The 17,296-nt window shown below is 70.7% G+C and carries 16 protein-coding genes, 1 tRNA gene and 1 pseudogene; 11 read left to right on the top strand and 7 right to left on the bottom strand.

The features are described 5' to 3' along the window. The first annotated feature begins 188 nt into the window (after nucleotides 1-188). The 3 genes from ACZ6S5_RS33455 (at nucleotide 189) to ACZ6S5_RS33465 (ending at nucleotide 1,539) form a co-directional block, all read left to right on the top strand. On the top strand, nucleotides 189-425 hold the full coding sequence (locus ACZ6S5_RS33455; RefSeq protein WP_466006304.1) for an IS3 family transposase: 237 nt from the start codon (nucleotides 189-191) through the stop codon (nucleotides 423-425). A gap of 159 nt (nucleotides 426-584) precedes the next feature. Further along, entirely contained in the window at nucleotides 585-1,154 is a 570-nt protein-coding gene (locus ACZ6S5_RS33460; RefSeq protein ID WP_466006290.1) for a nucleotidyltransferase family protein, read from the top strand. 312 nt (nucleotides 1,155-1,466) lie between these two features. Continuing rightward, nucleotides 1,467-1,539: transfer RNA gene (locus ACZ6S5_RS33465), tRNA-Arg, on the top strand. Nucleotides 1,540-1,782: 243 nt separating this feature from the next. Here ACZ6S5_RS33465 and ACZ6S5_RS33470 read toward each other — a convergent pair. The 4 genes and pseudogenes from ACZ6S5_RS33470 to ACZ6S5_RS33485 all read right to left on the bottom strand — a co-directional run. Next, nucleotides 1,783-2,095, bottom strand: a pseudogene (locus ACZ6S5_RS33470) (IS5/IS1182 family transposase); the annotation flags it as partial. 17 nt (nucleotides 2,096-2,112) lie between these two features. Then, on the bottom strand, nucleotides 2,113-3,366 hold the full coding sequence (locus tag ACZ6S5_RS33475; RefSeq protein ID WP_466006291.1) for an FAD-dependent monooxygenase: 1,254 nt from the start codon (nucleotides 3,364-3,366) through the stop codon (nucleotides 2,113-2,115). Nucleotides 3,367-3,379: 13 nt separating this feature from the next. After that, complete coding sequence (locus ACZ6S5_RS33480) at nucleotides 3,380-5,599, bottom strand: MMPL family transporter (protein WP_466006292.1); 2,220 nt, start codon at nucleotides 5,597-5,599, stop codon at nucleotides 3,380-3,382. Nucleotides 5,600-5,779: 180 nt separating this feature from the next. Continuing rightward, nucleotides 5,780-6,685, bottom strand: coding sequence for an alpha/beta fold hydrolase (locus ACZ6S5_RS33485; protein WP_466006293.1), 906 nt, complete (start codon nucleotides 6,683-6,685; stop codon nucleotides 5,780-5,782). A gap of 246 nt (nucleotides 6,686-6,931) precedes the next feature. Here ACZ6S5_RS33485 and ACZ6S5_RS33490 point away from each other — a divergent pair, with 246 nt between their 5' ends. The 3 genes from ACZ6S5_RS33490 to ACZ6S5_RS33500 all read left to right on the top strand — a co-directional run bounded on the left by ACZ6S5_RS33490 (nucleotide 6,932) and on the right by ACZ6S5_RS33500 (nucleotide 9,872). Further along, nucleotides 6,932-8,104: a sensor histidine kinase gene (locus ACZ6S5_RS33490; RefSeq protein WP_466006294.1), complete on the top strand. Its 1,173-nt coding sequence runs from the start codon at nucleotides 6,932-6,934 to the stop codon at nucleotides 8,102-8,104. A 38-nt stretch (nucleotides 8,105-8,142) separates the two neighbouring features. Then, nucleotides 8,143-8,820 carry a response regulator gene (locus ACZ6S5_RS33495; RefSeq protein ID WP_466006305.1) on the top strand — a complete coding sequence of 226 codons (678 nt, stop codon included), beginning with the start codon at nucleotides 8,143-8,145 and terminating at the stop codon, nucleotides 8,818-8,820. Nucleotides 8,821-8,930: 110 nt separating this feature from the next. After that, nucleotides 8,931-9,872, top strand: a complete 942-nt coding sequence (locus ACZ6S5_RS33500) for an inositol-3-phosphate synthase (protein WP_466006295.1) — start codon at nucleotides 8,931-8,933, stop codon at nucleotides 9,870-9,872. 22 nt (nucleotides 9,873-9,894) lie between these two features. Here ACZ6S5_RS33500 and ACZ6S5_RS33505 read toward each other — a convergent pair whose 3' ends face one another. Continuing rightward, a complete protein-coding gene (locus ACZ6S5_RS33505) occupies nucleotides 9,895-10,635 on the bottom strand; it encodes a class I SAM-dependent DNA methyltransferase (RefSeq protein WP_466006296.1) in 741 nt (246 codons plus the stop codon). Nucleotides 10,636-10,703: 68 nt separating this feature from the next. After that, the gene (locus ACZ6S5_RS33510; protein WP_466006297.1) at nucleotides 10,704-11,672 is read right to left on the bottom strand and encodes a helix-turn-helix transcriptional regulator; all 969 of its coding nucleotides are present in this window, start codon (nucleotides 11,670-11,672) and stop codon (nucleotides 10,704-10,706) included. Between the two features lie 63 nt (nucleotides 11,673-11,735). On the opposite strand from ACZ6S5_RS33510, the gene ACZ6S5_RS33515 reads away from it, so the two are divergent. From ACZ6S5_RS33515 to ACZ6S5_RS33525, 3 genes are all read left to right on the top strand, one after another. Next, nucleotides 11,736-12,401, top strand: coding sequence for a VOC family protein (locus ACZ6S5_RS33515; protein WP_466006298.1), 666 nt, complete (start codon nucleotides 11,736-11,738; stop codon nucleotides 12,399-12,401). Further along, the gene (locus ACZ6S5_RS33520; RefSeq protein WP_466006299.1) at nucleotides 12,401-12,994 is read left to right on the top strand and encodes a GNAT family N-acetyltransferase; all 594 of its coding nucleotides are present in this window, start codon (nucleotides 12,401-12,403) and stop codon (nucleotides 12,992-12,994) included. The genes ACZ6S5_RS33515 and ACZ6S5_RS33520 overlap by 1 nt, the downstream gene beginning before the upstream one ends. 155 nt (nucleotides 12,995-13,149) lie before the next feature. Continuing rightward, complete coding sequence (locus tag ACZ6S5_RS33525) at nucleotides 13,150-13,926, top strand: HAD-IIB family hydrolase (RefSeq protein WP_466006300.1); 777 nt, start codon at nucleotides 13,150-13,152, stop codon at nucleotides 13,924-13,926. Nucleotides 13,927-13,966: 40 nt separating this feature from the next. Here the strand turns inward: ACZ6S5_RS33525 and ACZ6S5_RS33530 are convergent, their stop codons facing one another. Then, complete coding sequence (locus ACZ6S5_RS33530; RefSeq protein WP_466006301.1) at nucleotides 13,967-14,812, bottom strand: SDR family oxidoreductase; 846 nt, start codon at nucleotides 14,810-14,812, stop codon at nucleotides 13,967-13,969. Nucleotides 14,813-14,933: 121 nt separating this feature from the next. On the opposite strand from ACZ6S5_RS33530, the gene ACZ6S5_RS33535 reads away from it, so the two are divergent. Together ACZ6S5_RS33535 and ACZ6S5_RS33540 are read left to right on the top strand one after the other, a co-directional pair. Then, the gene (locus tag ACZ6S5_RS33535) at nucleotides 14,934-15,287 is read left to right on the top strand and encodes a winged helix-turn-helix transcriptional regulator (protein ID WP_466006302.1); all 354 of its coding nucleotides are present in this window, start codon (nucleotides 14,934-14,936) and stop codon (nucleotides 15,285-15,287) included. Between the two features lie 107 nt (nucleotides 15,288-15,394). Beyond that, entirely contained in the window at nucleotides 15,395-17,188 is a 1,794-nt protein-coding gene (locus ACZ6S5_RS33540) for an adenylyl cyclase (RefSeq protein WP_466006303.1), read from the top strand. Nucleotides 17,189-17,296: the final 108 nt, after the last annotated feature.

Genomic DNA, 17,296 nt, shown 5'->3' on the forward strand with positions numbered 1-17,296 from the left:
CAAGGTCCTCGGCTGGAAGACGCCCGCCGAAGCTCTCGACGAGCAGTTACGGTCACTCCAACCAGCAGGCGTTGCAACGACCGGTTGAAACCAGGAACTACACGTCTTTCCGCTTCGCCCAACGCCTGGCCGACAACGGCATCCTGCCCTCGATGGGATCGGTCGGCGACAGCTACGACAACGCCCTGATGGAGAACTTCTGGTCGACGCTGAAGATCGAACTGGTCTACCGCAACTCCTGGCGCATCCGCGACGAAGCAGAGAACGCGATCTTCACCTACATCGACGGCTGGTACAACACCCGCCGCATCCAGAAAGACCTCGGCTGGCAATCCCCAGACGAGTACAAAACCGCCTGGCACACCCACCAGGCACAGCACGACGAGACCACTATCGTTCAGCCTGAGCCCACCGGCGCCAGGTAGCCAACCCTCCGGCGAACCGGGGGAACCTCAAGCGCAACCGAGCCGTGGCAACCGGTTTCGACAAGCTGGCCGTCCGGTTCGAAGCCACCATCCACCTCGCCGCCATCGACGAGTCGCTGTAACCCCTGCCTCGTCGGCGGGTGCCCCTAGGCTGGGACCGTGCGGGAGGACGAGCTACGGGATCTGGTCCAGCGCAGCGCATGGCTGATCCGGGCGCTGGGCGTTGTCCGGGACTGCGGCCTGCCGAAGGCGTGGATCGGCGTGGGCGCCGTCCGCGACCTCGTCCGGGGTGAGCGGTACTGCGACGGCTTCCACCCGTCGTCGATGCGTGACGTCGATGTCGTCTTCCTTGACCCGGCGGACCTGAGCCGCGACAACGACGACCGGGCCACCGGTGGGCTGGTAGCGGCCTGGCCGGATACGCCGTGGGAGGCGAAGAACCAGGCCGCCGTGCACACCTGGTATTCGACCAAGTTTGGCGGCGGCCCGGTGGCGCCGTTGCGCACCATCGTCGAGGCGGTCGCCACCTGGCCCGAGTACGCCACCGCCGTGGCCGTCCGTTTCGACGCGCACGACCAGATTGTGGTCTGCGCGCCGCATGGCCTCGACGACCTGCTCGACGGGGTGTGGCGGCGTAACCCGACCAGGGTCAGCCCGAAGGTATCCCGGCAACGACTCGCCCGCCACCGCCCTGCCGAACGCTGGCCCGGCGTCCGGGTCGTGACCTGAGCCAGCGCTCGAAGCCCGGAGGGATGCCGCTGAGGCGCGCTCCTGCCGGCCGGTGACTCCCCGAGTCGGTAGAGCGGCCGGCACGCGATGATCTTGGGTGATGTGCGCGGTGTGTGCTCTCCAGCGGATATCAACCCGGGTCAACCGGTGCCAGCGCGGGTCACCACGGGCCGACCGCCGGTCGCAAACCGGCGTTCGTGTGCTCGGGGTGTGGTCCTGGGCTGGGAGAACAGGGTACGGGTGACGTGGGTGAACGTGGGCCACTCCCTGCCACCCCAGGTGAACGCCCAGGTCGCTAGACTGGGCCCTCGCGCCCTCGTAGCTCAGGGGATAGAGCAACGGTTTCCTAAACCGTGTGTCGCAGGTTCGAATCCTGCCGGGGGCACCGGGTCACACCCTTGATCACCGATCACTGATCCGCCTTCTGGGTCTTCCGTGCCCGCTGCGTGCCCGATCGCCTCGCCACCTTCGTCCGGCTCGCGTCCAGGTGCTGAGCGACGGGAGATCCGCCGGTCCTGGGAACGCCTACGTGTCGCCTTGGCTGCTCTCGATCGGTGCAGCACGACACTTTTCGATCTCCTCGGCGGCCTTCTCCATGTGCCAGCGCATGACCTCGTAGGGAAGGGGACGCGCGGCCAGGGGTGAGCAGGATCGACAACGGCCGTCCGCGTCCGTCGACGGCGAGGTGGATCTTCGTGTTCAACCCATCTCGTGATCGGCCGATGGCCTCGCCATCTTGCGCATCAGGTGTCGCCGCACAGGCTGGCGGAGCCCCCCTTTCTTTTACGGCCGCCAGCGGCATGCTGGTGCGCCCGCACGATCGACGAGTCGACGCTGATCATCCACTGCACCGGTATCCCGTCGTCATGCACCTGTGCCGCAGCCAGGATCCGGTCCCACGTCCCGTCGGCTGTCCACCTGCGCAGGCGCTCGTGGCAGGTTACGTCGCCCAGTGGAATCAGTGATGTGACGGCTCCTGCGGACGGGGGATGCCGAGCAGGTTCAGCGCCGGGGACGTCGGGTAGTCGTCGACGGTCATGGAGTTGTAGACGCGTGCGGTCTTGCTGGTGAGGCGGACGAGGGCGCGGCTGGGCCCCGCAGGTAGGGCGGAAATCAGGTGGGCACCCTGGACCAGTCCCCGCACGCCGAGGCGGGACGTGGGGATCAGGGTCTTCGCCGCACTCAGCGCGGACGCGCGGCTGCCGCGCGCGTGCTCCGCCATCGCGCGCTCGTACGCGGGGAAGGCGCGCTCGTGGTCGCCGCCCGCCCGCGCCAGTTCCCCGGCGAGGACGTACGCGCCGACGACGGCCAGGCTGGTGCTGCCGCCGACGGCCGGGCCGGGGCAGTAGCCCGCGTCGCCGGCGAGCGTCACCCTGCCCCGCGACCAGCTGTCCATGCGGAGCTGGGTGATCGAGTCGAAGTAGAACGCTGGGGTGTGGTCGAGCTCGTCCAGCCAGCGGTCCACGTCGGCGTGGAGGCCTGCGAACGCGCGGCGCAGCAGCTCCTTCTGTCGGGGCACGTCGCGGTGGTGGTAGTCGAGCTCGCGCTCGCTGCGGAACAGGAACAACGCCCGCGCTTCGTCGAGGTGCCGTGCGCCGTACATGCCGGCGGTGCGGCCGACGCCGACGTGGATAAGGAGTTCGCCGTCGAGGCCGCAGGTGTTGGGCAGCGTCAGCACCCCGAGGTAGGCCCCGATGAAGGCGCTGAAACGGGACTCGTCGCCGAAGACGAGGCGGCGTACGTTGGAGTGCAGCCCGTCCGCGCCGACGACGAGGTCGAAGCGACGCGGCGCGCCGTTCTCGAACTGCACGTCGCCGTCGGCGGAGATCGCGGTGATCGAGTCGCCGAAGACGTACTCGACGTCGTCGCGCGCGGCGTCGTAGTAGATCTCGCTCAGGTCGTCGCGCATGATCTCGACGTGCCGGTCGGAGGTGGCGCCGAAGATCTTGGAGAGGTCCACCTGGACGGGACGCTGTGCGCCCTCCCGGTGGAGGGTCATCCGGTTGGTGCCGGTGGCCCGCTCCTCGATGCGCGGGAGCACGCCCATCTTCTCGGAGATGTTCATCGCGGGTCGGAACAGGTCGACCGCGTGGCCGCCGGTCTTGCGCAGCGCCGGCGCGCGCTCGACGACGGTGACGGAGAAACCGTGCCTGGTCAGCCAGTACGCCAGCATCGGACCGGCGACGCTGGCGCCGGAGATGAGGATCCGCATGGTTTTTCCTTATCTAAGCTCTTGCGACTTGTGCTGTTACGAGGTCGGACTCGGGCACGCTGGCGGGCTGCTCCTGCGCGGGTGGCTCGATGGCCAGGTGTGGCAGGCGGCGGTCAAGCCAGCGGGGCAGCCACCAGTTGGCCCGGCCGCACAGGTGCATCACGGCCGGTACGAGCACCGTCCGCACGACGAACGCGTCGAGCGCCACGGCGGCGGCCAAGCCGACGCCGAACTCGGCGATGGTGCGCTGGCCCAGAAACACGAACGCGATGAACACGGCGATCATGATCTTCGCCGCAGCGGTGATCACCCGTGCGGTGTGGGTCTGGCCGACGAGCACCGAACGCGCGTTGTCACGGGTGCGCGACCATTCCTCGGCCATCCTGCTGATCAGGAATACCTGGTAGTCCATGGACAGGCCGAACAGGATCGCCAGCACCAGCCCGGGCAGGTAGCCGTCGACCGGGCTGGGCGCGCCGAGGCCGAAGAGCCTGGTCCCCCAGCCCCACTGGAAGAACGCGGTGAGCACGCCGAACGAGGCCGCCGCCGCCAGCAGGTTCATCACCGCTGTGATCGCGGGGATGAGCAGGCTGCGGAAGGCGAGCACGAGCAGCAGGAAGCTGAAGCCCACGATTGCGGCGAGGAGCCAGGGCAGCTTGGCACTTGTCACCGCCGCGAAATCGTCGAACGTGGCCGTCTCTCCGCCGACGTAGACCCGTAGCGTGTTCCCGTGCGTGTAGCGCGGTATGACGGTGTTCCGCAGTTGGGTGATCAGGTTGGAGGTGGCCTCGGCTTCAGGCGCTGTGGTGGGAATGACCTGGATCACCTCGATCACCGGCGCGCCGGCTGGCCCGGTTTGCGCGGGCCCGGTCTGCACGGCGGCCACTCCTGGAACGGCGGTGAGTGCGCGCTCGAGTTCGTCAAGCGCGGTGCGGTCGGCTGCGGACCGGGGCTGGGCGACCAGGAGCAGCGGGCCGTTGAAGCCCGGCCCGAACCCCTCAGCGAGCATCTTGTACGCCCTGTAGGTGGTGCTTGACGGGGGGTTGTTGGACTCGTCAGAGGCGCCAAGCCGCAGGTGCAGCACGGGAACGGACACCACGATCATCGCCGCGAGCCCCGCGGCGGTGAGCACGGCGGGGAATCGTGCCACGGTGCGTGACCAGCGCGCCCACACGCCGCCAGCGCGCTCTGAGCGGTCCGGCCCGTCGGCCCGCAGCCTGCGGCGTTGCCTGCGGCTCAGCACGCGCAGGCCGAACACGCCGAACAGCGCGGGCAGCAGCGTGATGGCCGCGAGCACGGTGCACGCCACGGTAATCGCCGCCGCGACGGCCAGCCCGTCGAGGAAGGAAAGGCCGATGGTGAGCAGGCCGAGCAGGGCGATGAACACCGTGCCCGCGGCGAACAGGACCGCGCGGCCCGATGTGTTGAGCGCGAGGACGGCCGACCGCTCCGGGTCCAGCCCCGACTGCAGGCCGCGGCGGTACCTGGTCACGACGAACAGGGCGTAGTCGACCCCGACGCCAAGGCCGATCAGCGCGCCGAGAACCGGCGCGAGGCCGGTCACGGACATCAGGTGGCTGAGCGGCGCCATGAGCATCAGACCGCTGCTCACGCCTGCCACCGCGGTCACGATCGGCAGCGCCATCGCGACCAGCGACCCGAACGCGACGAGCAAGATGACCGCAGCCGCGGCGATGCCGATCGCCGACGCGATCGACGTCGGCGCCGTCTCGGTGTTCGAGATGGCCCAGCCGCCAAGCTCAACCGCAAGGCCGGGCTCCCGGGCGGCCGTCGCCGCCGCGATCACCTGGTTGATGTCGGCCTTGTCCAGGTCGTCTGCCGCCTTGGTGAAGTTCACCGTGGCGTACGCGGTGCGCCCGTCCTGGCTTATCTGGACCTCGCCGCCTGGCAGGTATGGGCTGGCGACCGAGGCCACCTCGGGCAGGTGCGACACCCGCGCGAGCATCGCCGACATCCGCTGCTCGATGGCGGGATCTTCGACGCTGCCGTGGCTCACCTGCCAGACGATCCGGTCGGAGTCGCCCGCGTGGGCCGGCGCCGACCGCAGCAGCAGTTCCTGGGCGCTGCGCGAACCGGTGCCGGGCAGTGTGAGCGAGTTGTCATACGACGTCTTCACCGCCTGCGGCATCACCGCCAGGCCGATGAGCAGACCTATCCAGGCAGTGATCACCACGAAGCGATGCCGGTAGCACCAGCGCGCAAGAGCTGGCATGGTCGTCCATTCCTTTCGATTCGGCTCTGATCGTCCGGGTCGCGGTCGCCCCAGTCGCCGGCCAGCCGCGGCGGTTACGCAAGGCGTAACCGCGCCATCGGCTGCGGCCTCCGGCTTCGCCTATTGCGTTGGCAGTAGATCGGTTGCGGATGGCGAGGGCGGGTGCCTACCGTCCCGTCGTTAGTGAGCGCTGGGTACGGAACCGGTGAAGTTGAGGAGAAGTGCGGCGGTCCGCGACGGATCCTCGATCATGGGTGAGTGTCCAACGCCCGGCAGCAACTCGACTCTCGCCCCTGGAACGGCCCGGTACAAGGCGGCGGATGAGGATGGAAACCTCTGGTCCTGCTCGCCGAAGATCACCAGCAGTGGTTTGCCGAGGCGCAAGAGCCGATCCGGGAGCGGACGCTGTTGCAGATAGTTGTCGGACGCGTGCGATGTCGCGGTGAGCGCGTGGTAGGTCATGCCGCGCGTATCGTCGACCAGCTGCTGCGGGATCTTCTTGAAACCTGGCGCGAACGCGGAGCTCATACCCCGGCGGATGATCCCGTCGGTCCGAAGTCGCCACAGTAGTTGCCCCAGCACGGGGGTGAAGATGAGATTGCCGACGGCCCCGGAGGAGACGAATGCGTCCAGGCGGGGTCCGGTGTCGACGAGTGCTATCGCGGTCACCAGGTCTCCTCGTTGCTCGGTGAGGGCTGTGGCGACGTAGCCGCCGGTGGAATGGCCGACCACGATGGCGTGCTTGACGCCGAGCTGGTCCAGTGCCTGACCGACCCGGCGTGCTTGCTGTTCCATCGCGTAGACGTCGCCGGTCGGTTTGGCGGACCGGCCGTGCCCGAGGAGGTCGATCCGGATGACGCGATGGGACGTCGCCAACATCGGAACCACCCCATCCCAGAACCGGGTTGAGCTGCCGAGCCCGTGGATCAGTACGAGTGCCGGGGCGTCGCGGGGTCCGTCCTGGCTCACGTGGATGTCGCCGCCGTCAAGATGCAGGATCGAGTTCCCGGTGGCGTCGGCGTCCTGCCCATCCACCATCGCCGCGTTTCCCAGCAGCAGGCCGACGATCGCGAGCAGGACTCCCACGGCGACGATGCGGCGCCGTCGGCGCTTTGCCGCAGGTCTCGGGTGTGGATGTGCAAGGGCTGGCATCATTTTCCATTCCTTTCGGTTCGGCTCCTCATCGTCTGGATCTGCGCCGCCCCAGTCGTCGGCCAGCCGCAGCGATTACCCGGGGCGTTACCGCGCCATCCGGTGCGACTTCCGACTTCGCCTACTGCGTTCGCAGTAGTTCAGTGGTGGACGGCGAGGGCGGTTGCTTACAGTCCTGGCATGTGGGCGAGTGCCTGGAGCAGGCTGATGGCCAGGCAGCAACTGCTGCTGCTTTCGGCGTTCACGTCGATGGTGCTGTTCGCGGTGGTGACGATCCCCGCCGACGTACGGCATGCGCTGAGTTCTCACCAGCCGCTGAACTGGGCGGTGTCCGTGGCGGTCTACGCGGTCCTGGTGGCGCGCCGGCGGTTCCCGATCGGCACCGTGGCGGTCGCCGTCATCGGGTCGGTGGTGCTGATGGCGGACGGTATGGCCTACCCGCTGACCTTGCCGGCGGTTTTCTACGCGCTGTACTCGGTCGCGCTGGATGCCGGTCAGGGCCGGACGCTCGCCGTCGGCGTCGCCGCCAAGGCGGCGCTGCTCACCGCCTCGCTCATCACCCATCCCGGTATCACGGGCTTCGTCGTGCTGCTGTGGGCGGCCCTGGCGGTGACCACCGGCTTCGCCGCCCGTAGTCACCATGCATACGTCGCCGAAGCCGAGGAGCGCGCCAGGCGCGCCGAGCAGGCCAGGGAGGACGAGGCGAAGCGCCGCGTTGCCGAGGAACGGCTGCGGATCGCCCGGGAACTCCACGACGCCGTCGGGCACCATGTCGCCCTGATCAACGTGCAGGCCGGCGCGCTGACCTGCCTGCTCGACGACGAGGACCGGTCGCAGGCCAGGGAGTCGGTCGCGCACATCCAACGGGCCAGCGAGGAAGCCCTCGAGGACCTGCGGCTGACCGTCGGGCTGCTGCGCGAGCCCGGCCTAGAGCCGGCGGAGCCGGTGCCGGGACTCGACCAGCTCGAGGAGCTGATCTGCTCATTCGCCGGCGCGGGCCTGCGGGTCACCCGCGAGGTGACCGGCCAGGCCAGGCCGTTGCCCGAGGCGGTGGAGCTGACCGCCTACCGGGTCATACAGGAGTCACTGACCAACACCCGCAAGCACGCGGACTGCGATACTGCGGTGGTGCGGCTCGGGTACGCGCCTGAGGCGCTCAGGCTGACGGTCGAGGACGAGGGAAAGGCGGTCACCCAGGACAGCCGGCGCATGCCCGAAGGGCACGGCATCGTGGGCATGCGCGAGCGGGTGGCTGCCCTGGGCGGACAGCTGTCGGCAGGGCCGGGGCCCGAGGGAGGCTACCGCGTCTTCGCCGAGCTTCCGCTGCGAGCGGCCGGGATCGAGGGCTTGTGACCGGGACCGCGCCCGCCTCGCCGCCGTCCGCCACCACGGTGCCGACCCGCGTGGTCCTCGCCGACGACCAGGAACTTGTCCGCGCGGGCCTGCGGCTGGTGATCGACCGTGCGCCAGGGCTGGCGGTGGTGGGCGAGGCGGCCACCGGCCACGACGCGGTCCGGGCCGCCCGCGAGGCACGTGCCGACGTCGTCTTGATGGACATCCGGATGCCGGGCCTTGACGGGCTGGCCGCTACCCGGCGGATCGCCGCTGACGGCAACCTCAGGGGGGTACGGGTGCTGATCCTGACGACGTTCGAGATCGACGAGTACGTCTTCGAGGCGCTGCGGTCGGGGGCCAGCGGCTTTCTTGGCAAGGGCGCGCGCCCGGACGCCCTGATCGACGCGATCCGCACGGTCGCCCGCGGCGACGCGCTGCTTTCGCCGTCCGCCACCCGGGGCCTCATCGCCAGGTTCCTCACGCTGCACGACAGCGAGCCGGTCCGTCCCTCGCCGGTGCTTGCCACCCTCACCGACCGCGAGCGCGAGGTGGTAGCCCTGGTCGCCGACGGGATGTCCAACACGGACATCGCCCGTCAGCTCACGCTCAGCCCGCTCACCGTCAAGACCCACGCCAACCACGCCATGACCAAGCTCGGCGCACGCGACCGCGCGCAACTCGTCGTGCTCGCCTACCAGACCGGCCTGGCCCGCGCGCCACGTTCCCGGCCGTGAACTACCGCGCCGCGCCACTTCCGGCCCCGCTACCAGGGGTTCAGGCTTCGTATGCTGACAGGCTGGGTGCACCAGGTCACGCCCCTTGATCTTTTGCGTAGCCTCGTGCCGTGGTCAAAAACGTTAAGGTCGCGGTCGTCGGCGTAGGCAACAACACGTCAGCGCTGGTGCAGGGGATCGCCTTCTATCGCCGCACGGGCAGCCTGGTGGGCATCCACCGGCCGGAGATCGGAGGGCTGGGCGTCGGCGACATCGACGTCGTCGCCGCCTTCGCCCTCTCCGACGGCAAGGTGGGCAAGGACCTGCATGAGGCAATTTTCGAGTCGCCCAACAACTTCCCCCGTCTCGACGTCGAACTGCCACCGTCCGGTGTGACGGTGCAGCGTGGTCTCGTGGACTCGACGGAGGTCGAGCGGGTGGCACACGCGCTGAACGGCGCCGAGGTGTTGCTCTACTCCGCCCCGAGCGGACGGCCGGAGACCGCCCACGCGTACGCCGAGGCGGCCCTGTTGGCGGGGGTCGCGTTCGTTAACACCACGTCGGACGCGGTCGCCCGGGAACCTGGATGGCTCGAGCGCTTCGAGGCCGCCGGCCTGCCGCTGCTCGGCGACGACCTGGCCAGCCAGTTCGGCACCTCCGTGGTGCATCACACGCTGCTACGGCTGCTCGAGGAGCGCGGCCTCACGCTGGTCAGTTCGTACCAGGTCAATCTGGGCGGTACCGAGGACTTCCGTAACCTGGTCGAGAACGCCAACACCAAGAAGCAGTCCAAGTTGAATGCCCTCGGGTCCGACAAGGTTCAGCTGGCTCCGCTCGGGTACCTCCCGCATCTGCAGTCCCAGAAGATCGCCCACCTCAACATCGAGGCGCAGGGCTGGGGCGGGACAGCGGTGAGCCTGGAGGTGCGGCTGAAGGTGCACGACCCGAGCGGCGCGGCCGGCGTCAACATCGACCTGGTTCGCATCGCCGCCACCGCCCTGCGATCGGGACGTGGCGGCTACCCGGCCGAGGCGGCATCGTTCCTGAAGTCTCCGCCCGGGTCGGCGATCTGACGACGGCTTCTCGCTGCCGGGGTCACTCCGGCAGCCGGTAGACCGATACGTGGGATCGGGAGTCGGCGGCGAACTCCGCGCCGGACCAGTCGGCGTGCCGAGACTCCAGCTCGAACCCGGCCAGCTGCGCCATCAGGTCCAGTTCGGCCGGCCAGATGTAGCGGTGCGGGCTGCGGAAGAGCCGCGCCTCGGTGCCCTCGCCGAAGTGAAAGTGGTGCGACACGGCGCGTTGGTGCAGCACGTCGTAGGTGTCCAGGCCGATGTAGCCGGGATCGGTGTGCCAGACGGTGGCCTGCTGGCCCGGCGGCAGCTTGCGCAGCTCCGGCACCCAGAGTTCGATCACGAACCGCCCGCCGGGGGTCAAATGGCGGGCCGCGTTGCGGAAGCATTCGACCTGCTCCGCCTGGGTCTGCAGGTTGGAGATGGTGTTGTAGACCAGGTAGACGAGCGAGAACGGGCCGGGCGCGACGGTGGTGGCCATGTCCCCGACCAGCACCGGGATCGTCGCCTCGTCCACCTTGGTCCGCAGCTTGTCGACCATCGCGCGGGACAGCTCGATGCCGGTGACCGGTACGCGCCGTTCGGCGAGCGGCACCGCCACCCGGCCGGTCCCGATGGCGAATTCGAGTGCCCGCCCGTCGCCCGCGAGTGCGGCGAGGCGCTCCACCGTCGGCCCCAGCACCTCGGGCGCGAACATGCCGGCGCCAGGCGTGTCGTAGCGCTGGGCCGTCTCGGCGTCCCAGAGTTCCTTTTGACTCAGCATGCCCCCGACCCTGGCCGTGGCAGCGACCCCTGTCGAGCGAATTCCGACAGCGCCCCGGGCCGGCGCCGTCAGGCGTAGCGGCCGGCGGCGGCGCGCAGTTCCTCGACCACCCGGTTCCGCAGCTCTTCGGGGGCCAGCACCTCGACGGCGGAGCCGAGGCTGAGCAGCGCCGACACCGCCCAGCCGACGCTCTCGAACGGGACGGTCAGCTCGACGTCCCCGGTGGCGGTGACCGGCACCCGGTCCTTTCCCGGCACCGGCACCAGGCGCCGCAGACGCGGCAGCGCCCGGGGTGCCACGCGTACGGTGACCTCGACCGCGACCGCCTCGTCCTCCAGCGCCCGGCGGGCCTCGGCCCACGACCCGGCCAGGTCGAAGCCGGGCGGGCGGGTCACCGGCTCCGCCAGTGGCTCCACGGTGCGTACCCGGGAGACCCGGTACGTGCGCCGCTGCCCGTCCCGCCGCGCGACCAGGTACCAGTCCCCGGCGGCCAGCACCAGCCCGAGCGGATCCACCTCCCGCCTGGTCGCCCGCCCGTCGCGCACGTATTCGAGGCGGACCCGGCGGTCGCGCCAGACCGCGTCGGCGAGCTGAGGCAGGCAGGGCACCGGCTCGGGGGTGCCGTACCAGCGGGCCGGGTCGAGGTGGAAGCGCTCGGCGGTGTGGCCGGCGCGTTCCCGGGCCTCGCCGGTGAGACTGGCCCACACCTTGATCCGTGCGCCCTCCAGCAGCTCGCCGAGCCCCAGCTGCTCGGCCGGGCCGGCCAGCCCGAGGAAGGCCAGCGCGCCGGCCTCGTCCAGGCCGACCCCGGTGAGCCGGGTGCGGTAGCCCCGGTCCAGGCGGTAGCCACCGGCCGGGCCGCGGGTCGACCGCACCGGGATGCCGGCGGCGATCAGGGCCTCGACGTCCCGCTGGACGGTGCGCTCACTGACCTCCAGCAGCCGGGCCAGCTCCCGCGCGCCGGCCTGGCCGCGCACCTGGAGTTGCAGCAGCAGGGTCATCATCCGCGAGGCGCGCACCCCGTCATGGTGGCTCATGTACCCGACAGAAGGTGTCGGGAACCGGGTGCAGACTAAACGGCACCGACGAGGGGAGTGACGTTGACGGAGCGGATCACCGCCGCGCAGTTCCACGCGGCCGACGGGGTGGCGGACTGGCGGGTGCTGGGCGAGGGGGCGGCTGCCTGGTTCCGTACCGGGTCGTTCGCGGCCGGGGTACGGCTGGTACGGGCGATCGGTGAGCTGCCCGGCCTGGCCGGCCGCCAACCGGACGTCGACCTGCGGCCCGACGGGGTGGCCGTGCGCCTGGTCACGGTGACCGCCGACCACTACGGGCTGACCGGAGCGGACCTGACCCTGGCCCGGGAGATCTCGGCGGTGGCGCGCGGGCTGGGCGTGCCCGCCGATCCGTCGGCCGTGCAGAGCGTGCAGGTGACCGTCGACGCGCTGGACCTGTCCGTGGTCACCCCGTTCTGGCGGGCCCTGCTGGGACACGCGTACCGGGCGGGCAGCCCCGAGGACCTGGTCGATCCGCGCGGGCGGGGTCCGGCGTTCTGGTTCCAGCAGATGGACGCGCCACGACCGCAGCGCAACCGGATGCACGTCGACGTCTGGGTCCCGTGCGACCAGGGGGAGGCCCGGGTGGCGGCGGCGATCGCGGCCGGTGGCCGTCTGGTGACCGACGCGCACGCCCCGTCGTTCTGGGTGCTGGCCGACCCGGAGGGCAACGAGGCCTGCGTCGGTACGGTCGGTGGGGCGGCGGCCTGATGGCGGTCACCGTCGTACCCGCCAACGCGGCGACCTGGGACGACCTGCAGGCCGTGTTCGGCCGGCGCGGTGAGGCCGCGCGCTGCCAGTGCCAATGGTTCAAGGTTCGTGACCGGGACTGGGCGTCGGTTCCGGTCGAGGCGCGGGCCGAGCGGCTGCGGGACCAGACCGACTGCGGCAGTCCCGGGTCCGGCACCACCAGCGGACTCGTCGCCTACCTGGACGGCGAACCGGTCGGATGGTGCGCGGTCGAACCGCGGACCGCGTACCCCCGGCTGCGGCAGATGCGCGTGCCGTGGGCCGGCCGGGACGAGGACCGGACCGAGCCGGACGTCTGGGCGGTGACCTGCTTCGTCACCCGGGTGGGCTACCGGCGTCGAGGGGTCAGCCGCGCCCTCGCGCGGGCCGCCGTCGACTTCGCCCGTGACCGCGGCGCCCGCGCCCTGGAGGGCTACCCGCTGGTCCTGCCGCCGGGGCGGGAGGCCACCTGGGGAGAGTTGTACGTGGGCAGCCCGAGCATCTTCGCCGACGCCGGCTTCGTGGAGGTCAGCCACCCGACGCCGCGCCGGTTGGTGATGCGGATCGACTTCTGACCCGCAGCCGGAACCGACGGTGCCGACCGGAGACCGTTGCTACGCTCCGCGAGGGTGCGGTGCGCAGCGTGACGATCGGGGTTCGCGGGTGCCGGATGGTCACCGTCGGTACCCTGCTAAGTCCTGGCCTGCCCGCGACGACATGGTGGTACTTGATGAACGATCTTCGAGTGGTGGCGTTCGACCTGGACGACACCCTGGCGGTTTCCAAGTCCCAGATCGATCGTCGGATGGCGGAACTCCTCGGCCACCTGCTCACCGAGGTGGACGTGCTGATCATCTCCGGGGGTCGGTTCGAGCAGTTCGAGATGCAGGTGCTGGCCCACCTCGACCTCAGCGAGGAGCAGCGGAGCCGGCTGCACCTCATGCCGACCTGCGGCACCCGCTACTACCGCTGGCTGGACGGTCAGTGGCGGCAGGTCTACGCCGAGGATCTGAGCGAGGCGGACAAGGCCCGCGTGGTCGCGGCGCTCACCGAGTCGGCGCAGGCGCTCGGCCTCTGGGAGTCGAAGACCTGGGGCGACATCATCGAGGATCGGGGCAGCCAGATCACCTTCTCCGCGCTGGGCCAGTCCGCCCCGCCGGCCGAGAAGTACGGCTGGGACCCGGACGGCGGCAAGAAGAAGCGGCTCCGGGACGCGGTCGCCGAGAAGCTGCCCGACCTGGAGGTCCGCGGCGGCGGTTCGACGTCCATCGACGTGACCCGCAAGGGTGTGGACAAGGCGTACGGCATGCGCAAGCTGCTGGAGTGCCTGGACCTGAAGCTGGACAACGTGCTCTTCGTCGGTGACCGGCTCGACGTGGGCGGCAACGACTACCCGGTGAAGGCCATGGGCATCCAGTGCGTCCCGGTGACTCGCTGGGAGGAAACGGCCGACTACGTGGAGGCCCTCGTCGACGACCTGGTGAAGCTGCGGGCCGAGCCGGCCTGACCGCCGCCCCGGGGCGCGGGGCGGCGGACAGGGGCGGGCGTCAAAGGGCGGCGCGGATCGCCTCGGCGAGCGTGGTCGGGGTGCGGCCGAGCAGCCTGGCCAGGTCGTCCCCGACCGCCAGTTCGCCCTGGGCGAGACCGCGGTCGCCGTCGGCGAGCACGGCCGCGTACCCCTCGGGCAGGCCGGCCGCGACCAGCAGTTCGGTGTACTTGTCGACGGGCAGGTCGAGGTAGGAGATGGTCCGGCCGGCCTGCCGGGAGATCTCGGCGGCCAGCTCGGTCATGGTGAAGGGCGCGCCGCCCAGCTCGTGCACCTTGCCGGCCTGGCCCTCGGTGGTGAGCACCGCGGCGGCGGCCTCGGCGTAGTCCGCCCGGGTGGCGGCGCTGACCCGCCCGTCACCCGCCGCGCCGGCCACCCCGTGCTGGAGGTACGTCGGGAGCTGGCCGGTGTAGTTCTCCAGGTACCAGCTGTTGCGCAGGAAGACGTACGGCACGCCGGAGTCCTTGATCAGCTGCTCGGTCGCCTTGTGCTCGGCGGCGAGCACCAGGCTGGAGGTGTCCGCGTTCGCGATGCTGGTGTAGACGACCAGCCGGACGCCGGCCTCCTTGGCGGCGGTGACCACGTTGCCGTGCTGCACCACCCGCTTGCCGACCTCGCTGCCGGAGACGAACATCAGCTTCTCGGCGCCGGCGAAGGCCGCCTGGAGCGACCCGGGTTCGTCGTAGTCGGCCCGCTGGGTGACCACTCCGCGCCCGGCGAGCTCGGCGAGCCGGTCGGTGTCCCGGCCGACCGCCGTGATCTGGTCGGCGGGTACACCCCGGTCGAGCAGCGAGTCGATGATCAGGCGGCCGAGCGGACCGGTGGCGCCGGTGACGACGATGGACATGAAGACTCCCTGTGGTTGCGACATCAGCTGTCTTCCCACGGCAACGGGAACAACCCCTCCTCACTTCCCGTTGGAGAGTAGGCACCTTGAAGTTCGGTACGCACTGAAAGAGAGTGAGCCTGTGCAGGCGGACCCGTTCAACCGGAACTGCGGCAGCCGGAAGGTCCTGGACCGGATCGGCGACCGCTGGAGCGTGCTGATCGTGCTCACCCTCGCCGGCGGCGACAAGCGCTACGGCGAGATCGCCGAGCGGGTCGACGGGATCAGCCAGAAGATGCTCACCCAGACCCTGCGCGGCCTGGAGCGGGACGGCATCGTCACCCGTACCGTGCACGCGAGCGTGCCGCCCCGGGTCGACTACGCGCTCACCGACCTCGGCCGCAGCCTGCTCGACCTGGTCGCCGGCCTGGAGGCGTGGGCCACCGACCATCTCACCGAGGTGGAGGCGGCCCGGACCCGATACGACGCCCGCTGACCGCGGTTCCGGAACCGGCGGAGTCTGGCGCTATCGGTGTCGATGGGGTAGGAACGCCGAGAGAGCGCTCTCCGCGCTCCGTGCCCCACCACCGAACAGGCAGGCAGATGAGACCACTCGACCGCTCCCGCCGCCGATTCCTCACCGTCACCGCCGCCTCGGCGGCGTCGCTGACCGCCCTCGGCCTCCCCGCGCTGCCGGCCACCGCCGCGCCCGCCGCCGGCGACCCGGCCGCCGAGCCCGACTTCGGCCCCAACGTCTTCGTGTACGACCCGAGCACCCCCGTCGCGGAGATCCAGTCCACCCTGGACCGGCTCTTCGCCGCGCAGGAACACAACGAGATGGGCGCCGACCGCTACGCCGTGCTCTTCAAGCCCGGCCGGTACGAGGTGAACGCCCGGCTCGGCTACTACACCACCGTCGCCGGTCTCGGCGCCCACCCCGACGACGTGGAGATCCACGGCGCGGTCCGGGTGATCGGCCAGCCCGACCCCAACTCGCCCGCCGGGATCTCCGCCCTCACCAACTTCTGGCGCTCGGTGGAGAACCTCGCCGTCACCCCGACCGACTGGTCGAACCAGTGGGCGGTCTCCCAGGCGTCCCCGATGCGCCGGGTGCACATCAAGGGCATCCTCTGGCTGGAGCCCGGCAACGGCGGCTACTCCAGCGGCGGGTACATCGCCGACTCCAAGGTGGACGGCATCACCATCAACGGCTCCCAGCAGCAGTGGCTGACCCGGGACAGCGAACTCGGCGGCGACTGGACCAACGGGGTCTGGAACCAGGTCTTCTCCGGCGTGCTCGGCGCGCCGGCGCAGGGCTTCCCGAACCCGCCCTACACCACCCTGCCGACCAGCCCGGTGACCCGGGAGAAGCCGTACCTCTTCGTGGACGGTGACGGTGGCTGGCGGGTGGCTGTGCCCGCGCTGCGGCACGACACCGCCGGCACCACCTGGGGCACGGGCACCCGGTCGGTGCCCTCGCTGCCGCTGGCCGACTTCTTCGTCGCCCGGCCCACCGACTCGGCCCAGCGGATCAACCAGGAACTGTCCCGGGGCCGGCACCTGCTGCTCACCCCGGGCGTCTACCACCTGGACCGGGCGCTGCGGGTCAAGCACCCGGACACCGTGGTGCTCGGTATCGGCATGCCCAGCCTCGCCCCGACCACCGGTGACGCGGCGCTGCGGATCGAGGATGTGGACGGGGTACGCGTCGCCGGTGTGCTGGTCGACGCCGGGCCGGTCGAGTCGGAGGTGCTGGTCGAGGTCGGCAAGCCGCACAGCCACCGGTCGCACGCCGACAACCCGATCTCGCTGCAGGACGTCTTCTTCCGGATCGGCGGCCCGAACGTCGGCAGGGCCGGCACCAGCCTGGTGGTGAACAGCCGACACACCCTGATCGACAACATCTGGGCCTGGCGCGGTGACCACGGCAAGCCCGGCACCATCGGCTGGACCGTCAACACGGCCGACACCGGAGTGGTGGTCAACGGCGACGACGTGACCGCGTACGGGCTCTTCGTCGAGCACTACCAGCGCTGGCAGACGGTGTGGCGCGGGGAGCGTGGCCGCACTGTCTTCTACCAGAGCGAACTGCCGTACGACCCGCCGAGCCAGGCGGCCTGGCGCAGCCCGACCGGCAACGGCTGGGCCTCCTACCAGGTCGCCGGGCACGTGCGCGAGCACGAGGCGTGGGGGCTGGGCGTCTACTCGTACTTCAACCAGGGCGTGGACATCCGCTGCGACCGGGCCATCGAGGCGCCTCGCCGGGCCGGCGTCCGGTTCCACGACGCGATCACGGTCTTCCTCGACGGCAGCGGCGGCATCGAACGCACCATCAACGAGGCCGGCACCCCGGTGGTCGGCTCGTACGGCACCAGCCCGGTGATCAGCTACCCCTGAGCCGGGGAGGGGCGGGGGGGGGGGGGGGGGGGGGGGGGGGGGGGGGGGGGGGGGGGGGGGGGGGGGGGGGGGGGGGGGGGGGGGGGGGTGGGGGGGGGGGGGGGGGGG

The sequence above is a fragment of the Micromonospora sp. NPDC051924 genome (assembly GCF_055586005.1).

Bases quoted from the DNA above. Each gene is read 5' to 3' on its own strand.
- ACZ6S5_RS33520 (WP_466006299.1), top strand. From the start codon at position 12,401: ATGGCGGTCACCGTCGTACCCGCCAACGCGGCGACCTGGGACGACCTG.
- ACZ6S5_RS33480 (WP_466006292.1), bottom strand. From the start codon at position 5,599: ATGCCAGCTCTTGCGCGCTGGTGCTACCGGCATCGCTTCGTGGTGATC.
- ACZ6S5_RS33540 (WP_466006303.1), top strand. From the start codon at position 15,395: ATGAGACCACTCGACCGCTCCCGCCGCCGATTCCTCACCGTCACCGCC.
- ACZ6S5_RS33490 (WP_466006294.1), top strand. From the start codon at position 6,932: ATGTGGGCGAGTGCCTGGAGCAGGCTGATGGCCAGGCAGCAACTGCTG.
- ACZ6S5_RS33530 (WP_466006301.1), bottom strand. From the start codon at position 14,812: ATGTCCATCGTCGTCACCGGCGCCACCGGTCCGCTCGGCCGCCTGATC.
- ACZ6S5_RS33525 (WP_466006300.1), top strand. From the start codon at position 13,150: ATGAACGATCTTCGAGTGGTGGCGTTCGACCTGGACGACACCCTGGCG.
- ACZ6S5_RS33510 (WP_466006297.1), bottom strand. From the start codon at position 11,672: ATGAGCCACCATGACGGGGTGCGCGCCTCGCGGATGATGACCCTGCTG.
- ACZ6S5_RS33505 (WP_466006296.1), bottom strand. From the start codon at position 10,635: ATGCTGAGTCAAAAGGAACTCTGGGACGCCGAGACGGCCCAGCGCTAC.
- ACZ6S5_RS33475 (WP_466006291.1), bottom strand. From the start codon at position 3,366: ATGCGGATCCTCATCTCCGGCGCCAGCGTCGCCGGTCCGATGCTGGCG.
- ACZ6S5_RS33455 (WP_466006304.1), top strand. From the start codon at position 189: ATGGAGAACTTCTGGTCGACGCTGAAGATCGAACTGGTCTACCGCAAC.